The organism is Martinezella dioscoreae (assembly GCF_009176305.1).
GTDB lineage: Bacteria > Pseudomonadota > Alphaproteobacteria > Rhizobiales > Rhizobiaceae > Rhizobium > Rhizobium dioscoreae.
Genome location: NZ_BLAJ01000014.1, coordinates 47,683 through 68,199, shown reverse-complemented (window position 1 = coordinate 68,199; position 20,517 = coordinate 47,683). Strand labels below are relative to the sequence as shown.

Genomic DNA, 20,517 nt, shown 5'->3' with positions numbered 1-20,517 from the left:
GAGAATAGTGCGCGATACTTCTGAATATGGCGTTCGGAAACGTAGATAAATTAAATATAAATTAAGCGATCAAATAAGTATAAAGTTCTACAAGATCCAGTTAGAAAGTATTAAGGCTGATGCAGCCAAGGCTGCCAAGTAAGTTCAATCCTAAGACCGCATCGGTGAAGTGGCGCCATCGTGATGGTGACCGCGCCGCAACGACGTGCAATGTGCTCTATGGGATTGTCCGGCTTCAGAACGATTGCGAGGGCTGTGTGGAAACCTTCAATTTGCCGCCCTCGATCGTGTTGATCACCATCTTGCGCTCCACCATGCCGGAGGCATTAAAGCGGAAAAGTCCGGTGGTGCCGCGAAAGCCAACCTTGTTTGTCAGATTGGCGCTAGTGATGGCTTGCGGCCCCTGGGAACGGACGAGGCCGGAGGCGATCGCCATGGCGTCGTAGCCATAGGAGCCAGAGGTCGTCAGCGGGTGATTGAAATGGCGCTGGTAACGCTCGGCAATGAGCCCGCCGCTCTGCGTATCGTCGGTCGCGACGAATGCGCCTGCAACAGCCGGAGCTGCATATGCTGCTTGCGGCCAGTTGTTGGTGCCGACCAACGTCTGGCCGGGAATGGTGGCGCTGCGCACGGCACTTGCTGCCACGCCGACTTCTGACGTGTTTCCGAGAATGACTACGATTTCGGCTGACTGGATCAACGGCCGGTTCTTGGCAAGGATATCGGCGGCCTGATCGCTTGCGCCGTAACGACCTAGCCCCATGAACGTGTTGCCGCTGTTCCAGATGGCGCTGCCCAATCTCGTTGTTTCGGATTGAGAAAAATCTGCGGGCACCAGCGCCGATACCTTCTTATGACCCCCGGGACCTGCCGCCTTGACGCCCTCGGTCGCGCTGTCGATTTCGCCCGAGGCGAGATTGAAGACGTCGCCGCCCGTTGTCGCCGTCGCACTCGCAAGGTTAAGCAATGGCGGGCGCTGTGCGGGAGGAATGGCGGCAATGGCCGCAGTCTCGGCCGGCGGCAAATAGCTGACGATCAAAGCGGCATTTCGGCCTTTGGCCGCCGCGACCTGTGCGGCAACGCCAGCAAGACCCGGACCAACATCCTTGACGCGCAGCCGAACCTGATTGTTGCCGAGTTCGCCGACGCCAAGCACCGCCCCATCGCGTATGTCGCGGGCTGGACCTTCGTAGAGACCGGCCGCGCCCTTGCGCAGCAGCAATGTGATTTCCGTGCCGCTGTCGCCACCATAGGTCTCTTCAATGGCGGTGGACGGCATTTTTATGTCGTCCTTCTTGCTGTTGTTCTCAAGTCCGACACCGTCCATCTGACAGCCGGCGATGCCGGCACAGAGGACGAGGGCCGCACCGCGTGCTGGTCGCCGATGCAGTCTGCGCGCTAGCCGCTCGGTCAAAAGGTCCAACGAAAGGCTGATCGCAAACGGCACAACTACTCCCCCGATTCTCCATGGCAGGCCGAAACAGCCTATCGGGCCGCATTTGCACACCGCGGCTGACGTAAAGTCAAGCGGTATACTTAACGACTTGTTCTTTGGTTAAGTTAACCATCGGTAAAATAATTCTGCAGTGCTGCATAACCGGCTATATCGATGAGGTTAAGGAAGTATTGCAATCGTCCTGCTCCCGTAATTGATTGCGGCAAATTGATAGACACCGGGAGCCAGACCCATGGACGACTTGCGCATTTCGACCGTAGACCACGAAGCTGCTTCGCATGATTTCGCATCAAGCGGTCGGGACGAAGGCATTGCAGCCGATGCTGGCCCCGGTTATGCGCCGACGTTGTCGCAGAATGCTGATGTCGCTGCATTCGAGGTGGCACAAGCCGAGGAACAACAGGCGAATGGCAAAACGGGGCGGCTAGGCGCGAGCGAGCCGCAAAATGCTCCCGCCACGGCGCCGATCCAGATCGTGCCGGATCAGGGCAACGTCGTCCATCTGCCGCCGAATACTTCTATCGACGACATCCATGTCGAGGGACGCAACCTTGTTCTCATCCAGGCCGACGGAACGCGCATTGTCATCATCAACGGTGCTCTGCATGTTCCGACCTTCCTGATCGGGGAAGTGACGCTGCCGCAGCAGGCCGTCGTCGCGGCATTACAGCAGCAGGGCATCAATGTCGCCGAAGGTCCCGATGGTTCGGTTCACGCCGGCAATGGCGCGGACTCCGGTCACCAGTTCACGGACAGCCAGGCCGGGAATCCGCGCACTCCGCTGAATCTGATCGGCCTTCTCGGCCCTGGTGACTTAATCGGAGGCGGCAACGGCGGCAATCTCTCCGGCACCCAAACCCGTGTTCCCTTCATCGATCCGCAGGCGACTGAAACGGCCTCGTTGGTCGAGCGCGGCAGCAGCACCGGCGCCTTCCTTACCTCAAGCAGCACCGGCCGCTTCGGCTTCGGCGGCAACAATGCCTCGATCACCACTGTCACGCTGGTTGGCGAGGCAGAAATCACCAGCAGCGGCACACAGCAGCTGTCGGGCCTGACCTCGGGCGGTGTTGCGGTTGTTGTCACCCAGAACGGCCAGACCGTCACCGGCGTCGCCAATGGCGTCACGGTCTTCACGCTGGTATTCAACGCCTCGACCGGCGAGTACACCTTCACCCAGCTGGCTGCCCTCGACCATCCACGCGGTGCCAATTCGGCCAGCGATGTGCTTGAACTGCAATTTCGCTACACGGTCTCCGACACGAGCGGCCACACGGTTTCGGCTGTCGCGGGCGTCGACATCACCGATAGCGTGCCGGTTGCGGCCGTCGGTACGACGGGTTCGGTCACCGAGGCGGCGCTGGCTTCCGGCAACGCAGTCCTGACCCATGATACCGGCGCCGCGACGGCCACCGGCTCGCTCAACATCTCCTGGGGCGCTGATAGCGCAAACACCGACAAGGGCGGTCTCGGCGATCGCTCGGTCGCCTTCACCAATGCCACGGTTGCGGCGACGGGTGAGGACAACGGCGTGCTAACCTCACATGGCCTCGCCGTGCACACGGCGATTTTGGCCAATGGTACGCTGGTGGGTTACACTGGTGAGGTGGCTCCGACGGCAACCTCCGCATCCAACGTCGTCTTCTATGCGACGGTCTCCGACACCGACAACGGCCACTATAATTTCACGTTGGTGCAGTCGCTCGATGATGCCAAGGGTTCTGACGCAATCACGCTGACCTTCGGCTATACTGCCACCGATTCCGATGGTGATACGGCCACGAACAGCTTCACAGTCACGGTCGCCGACGACAAGCCCGTCGCCTCGACCGGCGATGTGGGCTCGGTCACCGAGGCGGTGCTGGCTGCCGGCAACGCAGCCCTGACCCATGATACTGGGGCCGCAACGGCCACCGGCTCGCTCAACATCTCCTGGGGTGCTGACAACGCCAATACCGACAAAGGCGGAGCCGGCGACCGCTCGGTCGCCTTCGCCAATGCCACGGTTGCGGTGACGGGTGAGGACGATGGTGCGCTGACCTCGCATGGCCTGGCCGTCCACACGGCACTGCTCGCTGACGGTACGCTGGTGGGTTACACTGGTGAGGTGGCTCCGACGGCAACCTCCGCAGCCAATGTCGTCTTCTACGCCACGGTTTCCGACACCGACAATGGCCACTATAATTTCACGCTGCTCCAGTCGCTTGACGACGCAAAGGGCTCGGACGCCATCACGCTGACCTTTGGCTACACGGCCACCGATTCGGATGGGGACACGGCCACGAACAGCTTCACCATCACGGTCGCCGACGACAAGCCCGTCGCCTCGACCGGCGATGCTGGCTCCGTCACCGAGGCGGTGCTGGCTGCCGGCAACGCAGCCCTGACCCATGATACCGGCGCCGCAACGGCCACCGGCTCGCTCAACATCTCCTGGGGTGCTGACAACGCCAATACCGACAAAGGCGGAGCCGGCGACCGCTCGGTCGCCTTCGCCAATGCCACGGTTGCGGTGACGGGTGAGGACAACGGCACGCTCAGCTCACACGGTCTTGCAGTGCACACGGCACTACTCGCTGACGGTACGCTGGTCGGCTACACCGGTGATGTTGCTCCGACCGCTGTCACAGATGCAAAGAGTGTGGTCGGTTCGAATATCGTCTTCTATGCAACGGTTTCCGACACGGACAACGGTCATTATAACTTCACGCTGGTTCAGTCGCTCGACGACGCCAAGGGCTCGGACGCCATCACACTGACCTTCGGTTACACGGCCACCGATTCCGATGGCGATACCGCCACGAACAGCTTCACCATCACCGTCGCCGACGACAAACCTGTCGCCAGCGACGTCACGGTCGGAACAGGTAGTCTTTACGACACAACACCGACTGAGCAGATGCCGCTCCGCCCACTCGTCGAGTCGAGCGAGGGGTCAATCCCGTCGGAAGGTGCTACCGACAGCGTCAGCGGCGGATCGGGCAGCCTGTTCACTGCCGGTGCTGACGGCTTTCAACAAATCAGCTTCACAGATCCGACCGGCCTCAAGGGCATCTATATTGATGCCAACGGAGTCGCTCACAAGGAGGGCCTGTCCTATAGCACAACGACGGACAATCTGGGCAATACCGTTTACACCGCAACCGGCAAGGAATCGGGCCAGGTTCTCTTCACCCTGAGCGTCGGTGCGGACGGCAGCTATACCTACGTGCAATCCGGCGCGTTCGCCGATGCCAAGGGCTCCGACAACGAGAATTTCAAGATCTCCTTTGAAGTCACCGACGGCGACGGCGACAAGGCGATAGGCTCGCTGACGCTTAACGTCGCCGACAGCCTTCCGGTCGCTAACAACGTGACGGTCGAATCGGGCAGCCTCCATGACACCACGTCGACGTCCTCGGAGACGAATCCATCTCCCGTCCAGCTGCTTGTCGAGCAGCCGAGCGAAGGCTCGCCACCGGCGGATGGCGCCAAGAGCGACTCCGTCAGCGGCGCAGCGGGCAGCCTGTTCACCACCGGCGCCGATGGCTTCGCGCGACTGACCTTCACCAATCCAACCGGTCTCAAGGCCATCAACATCGATGAAAACGGTGTCGCTCACAAGGAAGGTCTATCCTACAGCACCTCAAGGGACGACTCCGGCGACACGATCTACACCGCGATCGGTAGGGATTCCGGCCACGTCATCTTCACACTGACCGTCCATGCCGATGGCAGCTATACCTATGTTCAGTCCGGCGCCTTTGCCGACGCCAAGGGCTCTGACAATGAGAACTTCAAGATCGGCTTTGAAGTCACCGACGGTGACGGCGACAAGTCGACGGGCTCGCTGACGCTCAACGTCGCCGACAGCCTTCCGACCGCAAGCACCGTCACAGCCGAGCATCTCCTCAACGACGATATGTTCACGGGCGGCAACCCCGACAAGACCGATGAATATAACAGCGTCAGCGGCGCATCGGGCAGTCTGTTCAACACGGGCGCGGATGGCTTTAAGAAGGTCGCGATTGCTCACTCGGATCTGCCGACGCTGACCACGATCTACACCGATGCGGATGGCGTTGCGCATCAGGAAGCCGTGAGCTGGAGCAAGGCGCAGGTCACTGATGGCAGCACCACCTGGGTTGCGAGCAGCGCACATCATGAGACCGTCGCCACCTTGATCATCAATGCCGATGGTTCCTACACGTTCTCGACCGGTGCGCCGCTTGCGCATCCGACCGCGCAAGCCGATGAAGAGACCTTGTCCCTGACCTTCAATTTCACCGTCACCGATGGCGACGGCGACAAGGCAACGGGCTCGCTGACGGTTGGCGTCAAGGATGACGTGCCGATCGCTCACACGGTTGACAATACGGCCTCACCGGTCAACGACGATGCGCAGACCGGCGGCAACCTGGACGGCAACGGCGCCGACACGAACAGCGTCTCGGGCGCTGCCGGTGCCCTGTTCAGCGCTGGCGCCGACGGTTTTTCCAGCGTCTCGATCGACCAGTCCAGCCTGCCGGCATTGAAGACGATCTATCTCGATGCCAATGGTTTCGCGCAGCAGGAAGACGTGACCTGGGGCAAGCCGACGGTTTCCGGCGGTGCGACGACTTGGGTTGCCTACAGCGCCAATCACGAGACCGTCGCCACGCTGACCATCAATGCAGACGGCTCCTATAGCTTCAGCACCAGTGCGCCGCTCGTGCATCCGACCTCCGGCACGACGGAAGAAAGCTTGCCGCTGACCTTCACCTTCACGGTGACGGACGGCGACAACGACACGTCAACCGGCTCGCTGACCCTGCATGTTACGGACGATGTGCCGCTGGCAAACACCGTCACCGTCACCAGCGTGACGTTGAACGACGATGCCCTGAAGGGCGGTAACCCGGACACGGTCGGTGTCGCCGACACCGATAGCGTCAGTGGCACGAGCGGCACGCTCTTTACGGGCGGCGCGGACGGAGTTCATCAGGTAACGCTCGGAGCGACCACGGATTTCAGCGCCATCTATACCGGCAAGGACGGCTTTGCCCATGTCGAGTCGGTCGTCTGGGGCAGCCCAACGATGGCGGCGGGCGGCGAGACGATCTGGGTCGCGACGGGCAAGGACAGCGGCCAGACGGTCGCGACGCTGACGATCGGCACGGATGGTTCCTACAGTTTTACGCTGAGTGCACCGATTGCTCATGGCGCGAGCCTAACTGCGGAAAATACGCAGGATCTGACTTTCAACTTCACTGTTACCGATGGCGACAGCGATACGGCCAGCGGCGCGCTCACGGTTACCGTCAAGGACGACGCACCGATCGCCTATAAGGTTGATGTCACCTCGACGCCACTTAACGACGACGCACAGGCACATGGCAACCTCGACGGCGGCAGCGCGGACGTCAACACGATCAACGGCAATGCAGGAGCCCTGTTCTCCGCTGGCGCCGATGGCGTCAAGAGCGTGTCGATGGACAGCCTCCCGACGCTGAAGGCGATCTATCTCGACAGCCATGGCATCGGCCACCAGGAATCCGTGACGTGGGCGTCGTCTTCGACGAACGGCGTGACGACCTGGACGGCAACCGGCGCCTCCAGTCATGCCACCGTTGCAGTTCTGACGATTGGCTCGGACGGTTCCTACAGCTTCACCACGGATGCGCCGCTCGTTCATTCGACATCGTCGACCACCGAAGACAGCTTGACGCTGAATTTCGGCTTCACGGTCACAGATGGTGACGGCGATGCAGCGAAGGGTTCGCTGGCGATTGCCATTACGGACGATGTCCCGGTTGCTTCCGGCACGACCATCTCGGTGAGGGCAGACGAAGGCGATATCTACAACGCCCTGTCGCAGGGCAACAGCCCGCTCGACGGCACGCATGACGGATCGTCCTCGCAGCCCGCTCTGATTGGTCTCGGCTTTGCCGCCACCGTATCTGGCTCCGTTGCGTCCACCGTCTCCTTCGGTGCCGACGGCGCAGCTGTCGGCGGCGGCTTCAGCTTCACCTCCAACGCGACATCGACGCTCGCCGCGCTGCATCTGACTTCGGGTGGCGAAGCGCTCTCCTATGCCGTCGTGAACAATGTGATCATCGGCTATGTCGATAACGATCACCATAGCGGCTTCAATCCGCTTTTCGACCGGCCAGTCCTGTCGCTGACGTTGTCAGGCGACGGCAGCTTCACCTTCCAGCAGTACGACCAGCTCGACAATGTCGCCGACGCCGGCAACGACCTGCGCTCCGGCAATGGTTCGATCTCGGCCATCGATTTCGGCTCCGTCATCCAGGCGACCGACGCTGATGGCGACAGCGTGACGCTAAAGGGTGCCCTGAACGTCACGATCGTTGACGACGTGCCGAAGGTAAGTCTTGGCCTGACGGGCTCGATCACGATCGATGAGAGCGGCAGAGGCGATGACGACGTCAGCGCCAGCAATTCGATCAGAGGTTTGTTTGCCGGCATCACGGGCGGCAACGATTCTCATATGTCGACGGTCTACGCGCAGCATGGCGTCGTCTCTCCGTCGGTCTCGATGGGCGCCGACGATGCGACGGGTGCGACAAGCAGCCTGACACTCCATATCGACAACGCCGACTCCGGCCTAACGACGACGGCAGGTCAGACGATCACGCTCTCCCAGCTCGCCGACGGCACGGTTGTCGGCAAGATCGCGGACGGCGAGATCGCCTTTGCGATCCGCATCGATGACAGCGGCAAGGTCAGCATCGCCCAGTACATGGCGCTTGCCAACCCGAATACGTCGAAGTCGGACGGCGATACGGTCGATCTCGCAGGCAAGCTTTCGGCAGTGCTGAGCGCGACCGATAGCGACGGCGACACTGTCAGCAAGTCCGTTTCCATCGGCAGCAGCATTCGCTTCGATGATGACGGCCCGTCGATCGGCAACGCCGTCTCAACGAAGACACTTGCCGAGCACAGTCTTGTCACGAATTCGGGCACGATCTCGCCTTCCGGCGTCAGCACCGGCGCGGTTGCGCTCAATTTCGCCCTCGGCGCCGATGGCCCGGCTGCTCATGCCATTACCTTTGTTGCCCGTTCGAATGGCAGCTATTTCACCGCGAGCTACGGCAACAATCAGAGCCTCGATGCGACCAAGCTCAGCTCCGGCGGCCATGCGCTGTCCTATGCGGTCAGCAGCGACGGCATGACGCTGATCGCCTACACGGGCGGCAATGCCGCCGATCAGTCGAATTGGGTCTTCAAGGTCGACCTGTCTCAGGACAGTGCTCACGCTAGCGGCGCCTACAACTTTACGCTCTACAAGGCGCTCGACGACGTCAACGGCCAAGCCAACCTTTCGGATATCAAGCTGACCTTCCAGGTTGCCGGCCATGACGGCGACGGCGACACCACGACCGGCACGCAGAGCTTTTCGGTCGATGTCACCGACGACAGCCCGTCCATCTCGGCCTTCGTGGTCGACAAGAGCCAGGCGATCACCGTGGACGAACACGGCCTGACGGCGTCCTCCCCGGTCAGCGCCACGACCGGAACGCATTCGATCGTCACGGCGGTCGTCAATGCCGGCGCCGATGGCCTTTCCTCGCAGGTCTATTCCCTGCAGGTCGGCAACAATGGGAATTCTGGCCTCTCGACTATCGACAATCATGCGATCACGCTGCAGCAACAGTCGGCAGGGACGGTCAACGGCGTCTACACCGGCTCCGACGGCAAGACCCACATTGCCTTTACGATCTCCATCGACGCCGGCAGCGGCGCACTCAGCGTCACGGAAAACGTGGCATTGAAGGACATCGTCAACAACAACGCGGTCGACCACCTGAACCTTGCCACAGGCTCCCTGAGCGCAGTGGTGACGGTGACCGATGGCGACGGCGATACGGCGAGCAAGTCTGCCGACCTGTCCGGCGTCATCACCTTCAAGGATGATGTTCCGAGCGTCGGCAGCGTGACCCTCGGCAGCGTCGGTGAAAATGGACTGGCGGCGACGCATCCGACTGCCACGGGATCGCTGGCGATCAGCTTCGGCGCCGACGGCGCCAAGAGCGTCGCCTTCAGCAACGCATCCGCGGCAAGCAACGTGACAGGCCCGAGCGGCCTGTCGTCGAACGGCAAGCCGCTGGCCTATGCCTTCATCGGCAGCCTGCTGGTGGCCTATACCGGATCGCTGCCGACAGCGGCCGACGCGGCCAACGTCGTCTTCACCGTGGCACTTGCGGTCGCAGGCTCTGGCTCGTATACGTTCACGCTCCTCCAGCCGCTCGATCATTCCGGCGCTATCGCTGCCAATGGCAGCCATGCGATCGACCTGACTTTTGGCTACACGGCGACGGACGGCGACAATGATACGGCAAGCGGCAGCTTCACGGTCGAAGTGAACGCGGCCGGCACGGTAACGGGTCATACGATCGACTATTCCGCCATCTCGTCCGGCGTTACTGTCAACCTGTCCGACATCAGCCAGACGGTGGGCGCGCAGACGATCGCCGCCAACATGGCAATCGATGCCGGCGCTACCCATGTCGTCGGCAGGGACAATGTGGCCGGCATGACGCATGTCATCGGCACCAGCGGCGACGACACGCTGATCGGCGGCGCTGGCGACACGCTGACCGGCGGCGCGGGTAACGATACTTTCGTGGCTGCCGGCGGCACGGTCACCGTCACCGATCTTCACGACAAGGACATCGTCAAGGTTCTGAACGGCGCGACCGCCGCGATCACCGCCACCGGCGATTGGACCGCAACGAGCTACACAGTCAACAACGGCACGGCGACGATCAATGCCAACGGCCATGACATCGATCTATCGTCCGCCGGCGGCAATGGCTGGACGCTGACCAATGCCGGCAATGCGACCGGCGTAACCCTGGTTGGTTCGAACCACGGCGACACGATCATTGGCGGCTCTGGCGACGATATCATCAGGGCCGGCACCGGCTCTGACACCATCGACGCTGGCGCCGGCAACGACAAGATCTATCTGTCTGCCGATATTGCCGATGCGGCGGCCTATGGTCCGCGCAGTTTCGAGCTCGGTTCTGGCATTAAGATCGATGTCTCGCTCGACCACATGTCCGGCACCGGCGACAGCGTCAACGGCGGCGTCGGCGACGATACGCTCTATCTGCAGGGTTCGGGCTCGAACGGCTACGTCCTCGACTACCGCTCGACCTCCGGCCTGCAGCTTCAGGGCGTCGAACACATCGTTGGCACCGACAGCAACGACCTGATTGCGGTCTCCAAGACCTATATGAGCGATGCAGCCGGCGGTGGCGTGACCATCGACGGCGGTGCGGGTGACGACGTCATCTTCGGCGGCGCTGGCAACGACACACTGATCGGCGGCGCTGGCAACGACATCATCGTCGCCGGCACGGGCAACGACACCATTCTCGGCGGTACGGGTAGCGACAAGATCTACTACACCGTGGGCTCCGGCAACGACCGTATCGACGGCGGTGCGACCCTGGTTGGCGGAAAGGAAACCGACACCGACGAACTGCATATCGTTGGTGATGGCAACGGCCACACCTACGCGATTGGCGAGATCGCCTTGAGCGATACCGGCAACATCGTGTCGGCTGACGATCATGCCGATCTGACCATCGGCATCAGCGGCGGCGGCAGTATCCGTGCCGACGGTATCGAGGACCTATACCTCGATCTTGGCGGTAGCGCTGACAACACGGTCGTCTTCGGCAATGTCAGCGATACGGCGCTGGCGCCCGACACGATCGTCGTCAACAGCGGCAACGGCAACGATACGTTCGACATGACCGGCCTCACCGGCAATGTACACATCGTCATCAACGACAGCGATCCTGTTGCAACCGCAGGCAGCGACACCGACACGCTGAAGCTTGCCGGCAAATGGGCCGACTGGACGGTTACGCACACCGGTGTCGACGACGGCACCGGCAGCTACACGCTGACGAACGGTGCGGAGACGATCACCGTCACCAATGTCGAGCAGTTCACCTTCATGGGTGAAAACGGCGGTGCCGGCGGTACGCTGTCGCTCAGCCAGCTGATGAATGTCGCGCCTGTCGCCAACAGCTTCACCGCCTTGAGCGCGGTGATTGAGGACAGCTCGAGCGAGACAGTCGAAGGTTTCATTCTGCACGGCAATCATGCAACGGATGCGAACACCAATAAGTTCGATACACTGACGGTTGTCGGCATCAATGCTGGAACGATGCCGTCCGCGGTCGCCAATGTGACGGGCTCCAACCCGACCGTTGTTGACGGCACCTACGGCAAACTGACCATCTACGCCGACGGCACTTACAGCTATACACTCGACGACACGAAGGATGCGACCAACTCCCTCAGCCAGGGAGAACAGGTCAAGGAGATCTTCGACTATACCGTTCAGGACGCCCATGGGGTCCAAAGCTCCGCGACGATCACGATCAACGTTATAGGCACGAACGATGCGCCGATCGCCGTTGCCGAGGCGGCTTCGGTGACCGAGGACACGGCTGTCACGGCGACCGGTAACCTTCTTGCGGGAGCCAGCGACGCCGACCATCTGGACGTCCTTTCGGTCGCCAAGGTCGGTGACGTTACCGACGGTCATGCAGGCGTTGCGGGCACCTATGGCACGCTGACCTGGGATAGCACGAGCGGTGAATACACCTATGTCCTAAACAATGCAGATCCGGCCGTGCAGCATCTCATCCCGAACGAGACGCTGACCGACACGTTCACCTTCACGATCACCGACAATCACGGCGCCACCAGTACCCAGACGCTGATGGTGACGATCAACGGTTCTGACGATTTCCCGGTCATCATCGGTGTACAGGATGCTGGTGGCCATGCCGCTGCCCCGAACCTGCTGGTCGACGGCGATTTCGCCCATGCAACGGCATCCGCCTGGACGAATGGTGGTGGCTTCATCTGGGCAACCGAAGGCACCGGCTGGACGATATCCGGGACCGAACCGGGGCAGACCGGCGTGCGCCTCGAAGAAATTGCGAGCAACTATAACGGCGTTACCTCCTCCAACGGCGCGCCGATGGTTGATCTCGGTGCTTCTCCGGGCAATATCGCGATCTCGCAGACCGTTCACGGACTGACTGATGGTGCCAGCTACGTTCTCAGCTTCGAATATGGCACGCCGGCCAACGGCACCGCAGCCGTACAGGTCTGGTGGAATGGAGAGCTGGTCGATACGCTGACCCCCACGCCCGGCGCAGGGCCTATGTCGATCATTACTCTGCCGCTGACGGCACATGGCAGCGACAATACGATCTCCTTCGTCGAGGTCGGCACTGCCAGCGACAACACCGGCACCTATCTCGCGAACGTTTCGTTGACCGCCGCATCGGCAAATTCGCTGCCAGTCATCGCCGATGCGATGAACGAGAACGACACCCATAGTTTCACTTTCGGCTCGGCTCAGTTCAACTACGGCGCCGATGGTCAGGGCACCACGGGTGCGCTCACCTTCGACACCACGCATGCGGTGGTCTCCGCTCCCCAGGGTATCACTCTCGGTATGCCGCAGTTGAGCTTCGATGGTTCGACTATCACAGTGATACCGGGCACGGCCTTCGACGCGCTTGGCGCCGGTGAGATTGCCAAGATCAGCATTCCCTTCGAAGTGACGGATCGCAACGGCAGCGTCACCTCCGGTGTCTACGAGTTGACCGTCACCGGCACCGATGACGCGCCTGTTATCCTTGCATCGAGCCAGACAAGCGGTTCGGTCGTAGAACAGGGCTTCGATGCGAGCGGTCATCCGGTTGGGATCTCTACGGTTTCGGGCATTATGGCAAGCAGTGACGTTGATCATGGCGATACCGCCACCTGGTCGATCGTCTCGGGCCAGACGACTGCGTCGTCGGTGCATGGCACCTACGGCACGCTGCAGATGGATGCGAGCTCCGGCAAATGGACCTACACGATCGACGAAAAGGCGGCCGACTCGCTGCAGCTCGGCGATCAGAAGGTCGATAGCTTCACGGTCGAAGTCGCGGACGGCCATGGCGGCATCGCGACGCAGCAGGTCAACATCACCGTCAACGGCTCTAATGATGCACCCGTAATCAGCGGCGCGGCAACCGGTTCGGTCGCGGAAGCCGGCGTCAACGTCGCAGTCAGCGCGGGCACGGTCTCGGGCTCTCTGACGGCGAGCGACGTCGACGACACGTCCTTCACCTGGTCGGTTGTCGATCCGAAGAACAGCGCTAACAGCGCCGGTTCCGAGGTCGGAGCCTATGGTACGCTGAGCGTCGATCAGACTGGCAAGTGGACCTATGTTCTGGATCAGTCGAAGGCCGATCCTCTGACGGCGTCGGATCAGAAGCACGATGTCTTCACGGTGCAGGTCAGCGATGGCCATGGCGGCGTCACGACGCAGACGGTCGATGTGACAGTCAACGGCACCAACGATGCACCGACATTTACCGGTGATACCGGAAGCATTCTGGAGGGGAGCACTGCTCCGATCAGCGGCGCGATCGTCGTTTCTGACGTCGATGCAAACCAAAGCTCCTTCACGACCGCGTCTTCAAACTCGATCGCGGGCGCACACGGGACATTCACCTTCACCAATGATGGTTCCGCGACTGGAACTTGGACCTATGCGCTGAACAACAATGACACGGCGGTTCAAGCGCTGACGGCTGGCGCCAAGCTGACCGATACCCTGGCCCTCACCTCGGCCGACGGAACGCCGCACAACGTTACCGTCACGATTACGGGCGTCGATAACCCACCGGTGTTCGGCACGGGAACGACAACGGGGTCGGTGACGGAGGATGCGTCTTACAGCGTAGGTCCAGAGCTGATAACGAACGGCAGTTTCCAGAGTTATTACTTCTCCGGAATCCACAGCTATCCAACCAATTGGTCTCTCACCGGGTCAGTCTACGATGTGAATGGCGGCCGGCTTGATTCCACGTCGGCAATGCTTGTCTCAAATACCAGTTCCATCAACTCGCTTTCGCAGACAATATCGACGGTTGCTGGACAGACATATCAGCTCAGCTTCTACATGCAGGATTTTGCCACTAGCCTACCCGGCGGGGCAGCGGCAATTTTCGATGTCACGACAGGATCTCAAACGCAGGCCATCAGCTATACGTACTCTAACTCCAGCAGTAGCCCCTACCTACTCTATACGGTCAACTTCGTTGCAACGGGCTCGAGCACCGTCATCAAATTCTGGTCTCCTTACCAGCCGTTTGGCTCATTCAATATCGATGATGTCTCGGTAAAGGCGATCGCGGGAACACCGGGTATTGAAACGACATCGGGGGCGATCACGTTTAACGATGTCCACACGGCCTATACCCACACCGTAAGCTACACGGTGCCCGCCGGAAGTAATTACTACGGCACATTTGCGGCAAGCGTTGATAATGCAAATAACAAAGTAAATTGGATATTCAGTGTCAATGATAATGCCATCCAGTCGCTAGGGGCCAATGATCATATTAATCAGACATACACGCTGACGTTGAGTGATGGTCACGGTGGAACGGTTACAAAGGATGTGGTCGTAACGGTCAACGGTACGAATGACGCAGCCTCGATCTCCGGCGCGGCGACCGGCACGGTCACCGAAAACGGACAATTGACGGCTGGGGGCACGCTTACGGTTACCGATGTCGACCACGGCGAGAATCATTTCCAGACCCCGTCTTCGCTGTCGGGAACATACGGCGCATTCAGTTTCGATGCGAATAGCGGCGTGTGGAGCTACACGCTCAATAATTCGGCCGCAAATGTGCAGGCGTTGACTGGAGGTCAGACTGTCACGGACAAATTAACCGTGACGTCGGTAGACGGGACAGCCTCTCAGGATATCGTTGTAACGATCAACGGGACGAATGATGCGCCAGTGGTGGACCTAAACGGTAGCTCCATGAGCGGTGTTAATGCCTCGGTCAATTACACAAAGGGCGCAAACGCTATTATCTTGGCGCCGAATGCCTTTGTCACGGATGTTGACTCAGCGAATTTCGCCAATGGAAGTCTCACGATCAGTTCGTCAGGTTCTTCGGACAAGTTGAGCATCAAGTCTCAAGGCCTGATAACTTTCACCGTGAATGGCAGTAATGGGAGCGTATTTTATAACGGCAAAACAATCGGCTCCTACTCGAACAATGGGTCAACCCTTACGGTTGCATTTAATTCGAATGCTACTCCGACAGCAGTAACGGCATTGCTTGAGAGTATTCAATATAATTCGAACTCCAGCACGGCTGGTAACAGGATAGTTAGTTTCTCTATCGATGATGGTGACGGCGGAATTTCAGCCGCAGCCCAAGTAACGGTCAACTATACGAACAAGCCTGCCGGCATGTCCGGAGAGTCCATCAACCTTGCACTTGCAGATCCGTCGCATCACGTCGGCGCGGTCACGGTGAGCGTCGCCGGCCTTCCGGTGGGTTGGGTGCTCAACGAAGGCACGCATAATGCCGATGGCACCTGGACCGTGGAGACGAACAATCCGTCCACGCTGACGGTGACTTCGCCCGATGGCGTAACCGGTGCGGTGGTTCTCCAGGTCACTGAGGCTTGGACCAATGCCGATGGTTCGACTGGAATGGCCACCATGGCCGATAATGTCGAAGCCTATGCCAAGGGTTCGCCGATCTTTGCCTGGTCGGGCGATGACACGCTGACAGCATCGAGCGGCAGCGACGTGCTGGTCTTTGCAAACACCATCGGCACAGACGTCGTGCACAAGTTCGATGTGGCGCATGACAAGATCGACCTGATCGGCTTTGCGGGCTTCAACAGCTTCGCCGATGTTCTGGCCCATCTGTCCAGCGATGCCTCCGGCAATGCCGTCATTACACTCGGCAGTGGTGAGACTATCACCCTGGCAGGTGTCAGCGCCGCGGCGCTGACTGCTGACGACTTCCTCTTCAACGAAGCGGTCGTCACGCACAATAGCGGAGACATGGTGATTGCCGACGGTGCGTTGATGCCCTTCAGCGGTACGCTCGACAACACCGGCAGCATCCATATCTCTTCGGCTGGCAGCGAGACGGACTTCGAAATCGTCCAGCAAGGTCTCACGCTGACCGGCGGCGGCAAGGTGACACTGTCCGACAGCGCATCCAATGTCATCTTCGGCAGCAGCGACCACGTTACGCTGACGAATGTCGACAACACCATCTCCGGCGCCGGCCAGATCGGCGACGGCCACCTGACGCTGGTCAATGCGGGCACGATCATTGCCGACGGCAGCCACGCGCTCGTCATCGACACCGGCGTGAATGCGGTGAGCAACACCGGCACGCTGGAGGCGACCGGGGCGGGTGGTCTCCATATCCACAGCGATGTCGTCAATAACGGCCTGCTGTGGGCGAATGGCGGCGACGTCAATCTCGACGGCAATGTTAGCGGCACCGGCACCGTGCTGGTGTCGGGTCACGCAGGCCTTGAAATCGGCGGCTCGTTCAACGAGGCGATCACACTTGGCAAGGACGCTCAGGCTACGATCACGATCGACCACGCGGCCGCCTTCACCGGCACGATCGCCGGTCTCGACGGCAACGACGCCTTGCGGTTCGGCGACATCTCCGCCGCGACCGCCAGCTTCTCCTATACGGAGAACGCAGCGAAGACCGGCGGCGTGCTGACCGTCACCGATGGCACCCATACCGCCTCGGTCGGTCTTACGGGCGAGTATTCGGCCGGTGACTTCTCGCTGGGTCACGACGGTACATCTGCCGAGATCGACTTCAGCGGGATCGGCCATCTCTACGGGACAGACGGCAACGACACCCTGACAAGCGGCGGCGGCTACACCATGACCGGCGGCGCCGGTGCGGATACCTTCGTTCTCGATGCCAAGGCCCTGCACAACCTCAACATGGCGGATGTCATCACCGACTTCAGCCCGAAGGGAGACGGCGACAAGCTGGATGTATCGAACCTGCTCAATGCGCTGGTCGGCGAACATCCGGGCATGACCGAGGCGAGTGCGGTCGCGTCGATGACCGCCGAGGTCGATACTGCAGCGAATTCGACGAAGATCAGCGTCAACACTGGTTCGGAGACCCATGTGGTCGCCACGCTGCAGAACTACGCGCCGACGGGCCACGATGCGGTCCACGTGCTGTTTAACAACCATGAGGAGCAGCTTGCGACCCATGCCCAGACCGCCGGCGCCTGACGGCTTTGTGTCGGATCTGTATCTGGAAGCAACGCTTTTCATCGATGGCGCTGTCGTGCATTCTTTCCTCCGTCCCGGACAGGATCGAAGGCGCGGCGGCGGTCAACGTTTCGAAAAGGACCGTCTCGTTTAAGGAGGGGGCACAGGCAGTTTCGAAGTCTTTCGAAACTCGCCGGATGGAAACCGGCTTTTGGACAGGAGGCCAGCACACTAAAGTCAGGAAGTCAGGCCGTGATACCGTTCCGATGTCGCTGTGCGTGATGAACGTCTTCCGGCCAGCGGAGTGGGAATGGAAGCCCGTCCATCGCCATGTCGATACGCTGCAGTCTTCCTCATGGTCGGGACTATCCCACCAGCTTGAGCTCCTTATCCTTCGCGCGGCAAAATTCGATCAACCGCTTTGAGGACATTGGTCTTGCCAGAGCGTAGCCTTGCAACAAATGGCAGCCAAGCTCTTTCAAGATCTTCGCATGTTCCATCGTCTCTACGCCTTCGGCGACGATGTCGATGTTCTGCGATCGACCGATTTCGATAATCGAAGAGACCAGGCGGCGCTGAGATGTAGATGTCACGATCGGTTTGACAATTTCCCGATCGATTTTAAGCCGTCGTGGCTCAAATCTAAGCAAACTGACGATACTGGCATGTCCGGTGCCGAAATCATCGATCTCGATTTCGATCCCGAGCTCTTTGACGGCCGGAATTATCTCGTCGAGAGCTGGTTGAAGATCGTCAAAAGAGATGGTTTCAAGCAGCTCAAAACACAGGCGACCCGTGACTAAAGGAAGCTCAGCCAGTTCAGCAAGCAGACTTGGCTGCGCCAGTCGACGGGCGGAAATATTGACCGAGACGCGGGGGATGCGCATTCCCAAGCTGTCCCATCTTGTAAGCTCGAACAGCGCCTTTTGCAGGATCAGCCGATCCATGTCGCCGGAGCGTCCCAAATTTTCCGCGACCGCGAGAAATTTATCCGGGGTGAGCAGACCTTTTTGCGGGTGATCCCAACGCGCAAGTGTTTCGACGCCCGCAATATCCAATGTGTCTGCATGAAACTGCGGTTGGAAGAACGCAACCAGTTCATCGCAATCGAGCGCATGATTGAATTCGTCCGCCAATTCCTTCGTATGGATGGCAGCACTGCGAAGCTCCTCGGTGAATATGGCCGCCCGGCCCCGACCCCTCTTCTTCGCTTCGTATAGAGCCAAATCGGCGTTGAGACGCAGCTGACTGAGATCTCGCTGTGCACGTTCAGTCTCCCACGCCACGCCGACGCTTGCTCCGACCACACACTCTAAACCGTCAACGAACAAGGGCAGCTTGAGTGTATCGACGATCTGTTGAGCCAATTTAGTTGCCCTCGGCGCGGGATCGGCGCTCCAGCTAGCGAAGATGAACTCATCTCCGCCGATCCGAGCCGCCACGTCGTTTGGGCCGGCCAAGTCGACAAGGCGCGAAGCTGCCGCCTGCAAGACCGTATCACCTCCGGCATGTCCCTTGGTGTCGTTGATCTCCTTAAATCGATCCAGGTCGATATGAATCAGTATCAGACAATCTTTCGGACTCGGCCTCGGCGGCTGTGAGATCATCTGGTCAATAAATCGGCGATTGGGAAGGCCCGTTAGCGCGTCGTGCAAAGACAGGTGCTCGAGCCGTTGCCGTGCTCGAACAAGCTTTTTCTTGTGAAGGCGAAGCTTTTCGATGGTCCTTTGGCGTGATTTGGTCAGAAAGCCTATCCAGACAATCGGTGCAAGGACACACACGGACAATAAGCAAGCATAGAGCTCGAAAGTGGCCAATCCCCTGTTTTGACCCCATCCGTCCCGAGGTACTGCGGCAAGTGTCCATCGGCCATAAGTCATATCAACGGATGCTACGACCGGATTCTTCGAAAAAGTATCGAGGTCGCCGAGAAAAACTTGTTTGGGTATCGTCGGTTCCGGTGTGTCGCTGATGGCAATCTCGAGATCGGTAGATACCAGACCGCTATCTTGGTAGAGCCTCGGTATGTCTACGATTCCGGAAACAAGACCCCAGAAGATCTGGCTTGTTCCGTCCGTGATATAAACTGGGCATCTGACAACGAAAGCCCTTCCGCCTTGAAGGAGGTCCACAGGGCCTGTCAGGACAATATTATGAGTATTGCGCGCCAGCATTGCGCTATCGCGTTGCTTTTCGTTCGTTCGATAGTCGAGACCGATCGCTTTTTGGTTTGGTTTTTCTGGATAAACCCACTTGACCACCATGCCGGGGGCTGCTGCGAAGCTTCGCAACTGTGAATCTGGCTGCAAAATCTCCGCGGCGAGTTTCGAAAAGGCACTTTGGTCCATTGCCGGGTTGACTGTTATACCGGCCGCCAGTCCTTGCAGCAGCTTCACATTGCTGTTGAGGTTCGTCTGAAGCCGAGATGATATGGTAGCAAGTTCGCCGGCAACCACCGAGCGCTCGTCGGCGAGTGATCGTTCCAGCCGCCAGTTGGTTGCAACATAGACGACGATTACTGCGATGATCGTCGCAAATATTGCCGGAGCAAATGCGCTAGCATGGTTTACTGCAGAACTCGCGAAGCCACGCAATATCTTTGGATTTTTTCGAAACTTCATCAGGTTGCCGGTATATGAGACGCGCCTGCATCCTTGCACAGCTTCTTTAAAGCAACGCTAAGGTCCACCACTAACCTACTGTCGAGGAAAGCTGTCCGCTTTCTTAAATTGGAAGTCTGAATATTGTTATCACAGGGATCCGAGCTGTCACGAATACCACTTCCAGAAAAGCACCCGATTGCCAAAGATCCTTACCCCAGGTTTTTCCCGCTCCCGACTTGGGAACGGTTACATTTGTTTCAAACCATGCGCTCTAATGGTCGGAACGTATCATCATTGCGGTTGTTTTGCTGTTGGTTCGACGCGGAACTGAGCCGGTTTCGGAGTGCCTGCGCCCGACCAAGTCGCTGTCA

At 59.6% G+C, this 20,517-nt stretch carries 3 protein-coding genes; 1 reads left to right on the top strand and 2 read right to left on the bottom strand.

The features are described from left to right. Window positions 1–235: 235 nt before the first annotated feature. Window positions 236–1,447 carry a type 1 periplasmic-binding domain-containing protein gene (locus tag GDN47_RS28710; RefSeq protein ID WP_113366503.1) on the bottom strand — a complete coding sequence of 404 codons (1,212 nt, stop codon included), beginning with the start codon at window positions 1,445–1,447 and terminating at the stop codon, window positions 236–238. A 241-nt stretch (window positions 1,448–1,688) separates the two neighbouring features. Between GDN47_RS28710 and GDN47_RS28705 the strand changes: the two genes are divergently transcribed. Continuing rightward, window positions 1,689–17,564, top strand: a complete 15,876-nt coding sequence (locus GDN47_RS28705) for a T1SS-143 repeat domain-containing protein (protein WP_152094751.1) — start codon at window positions 1,689–1,691, stop codon at window positions 17,562–17,564. Between the two features lie 344 nt (window positions 17,565–17,908). Here GDN47_RS28705 and GDN47_RS28700 read toward each other — a convergent pair whose 3' ends face one another. Then, window positions 17,909–20,164, bottom strand: coding sequence for a bifunctional diguanylate cyclase/phosphodiesterase (locus tag GDN47_RS28700; protein ID WP_152094750.1), 2,256 nt, complete (start codon window positions 20,162–20,164; stop codon window positions 17,909–17,911). Window positions 20,165–20,517 lie beyond the last annotated feature (353 nt).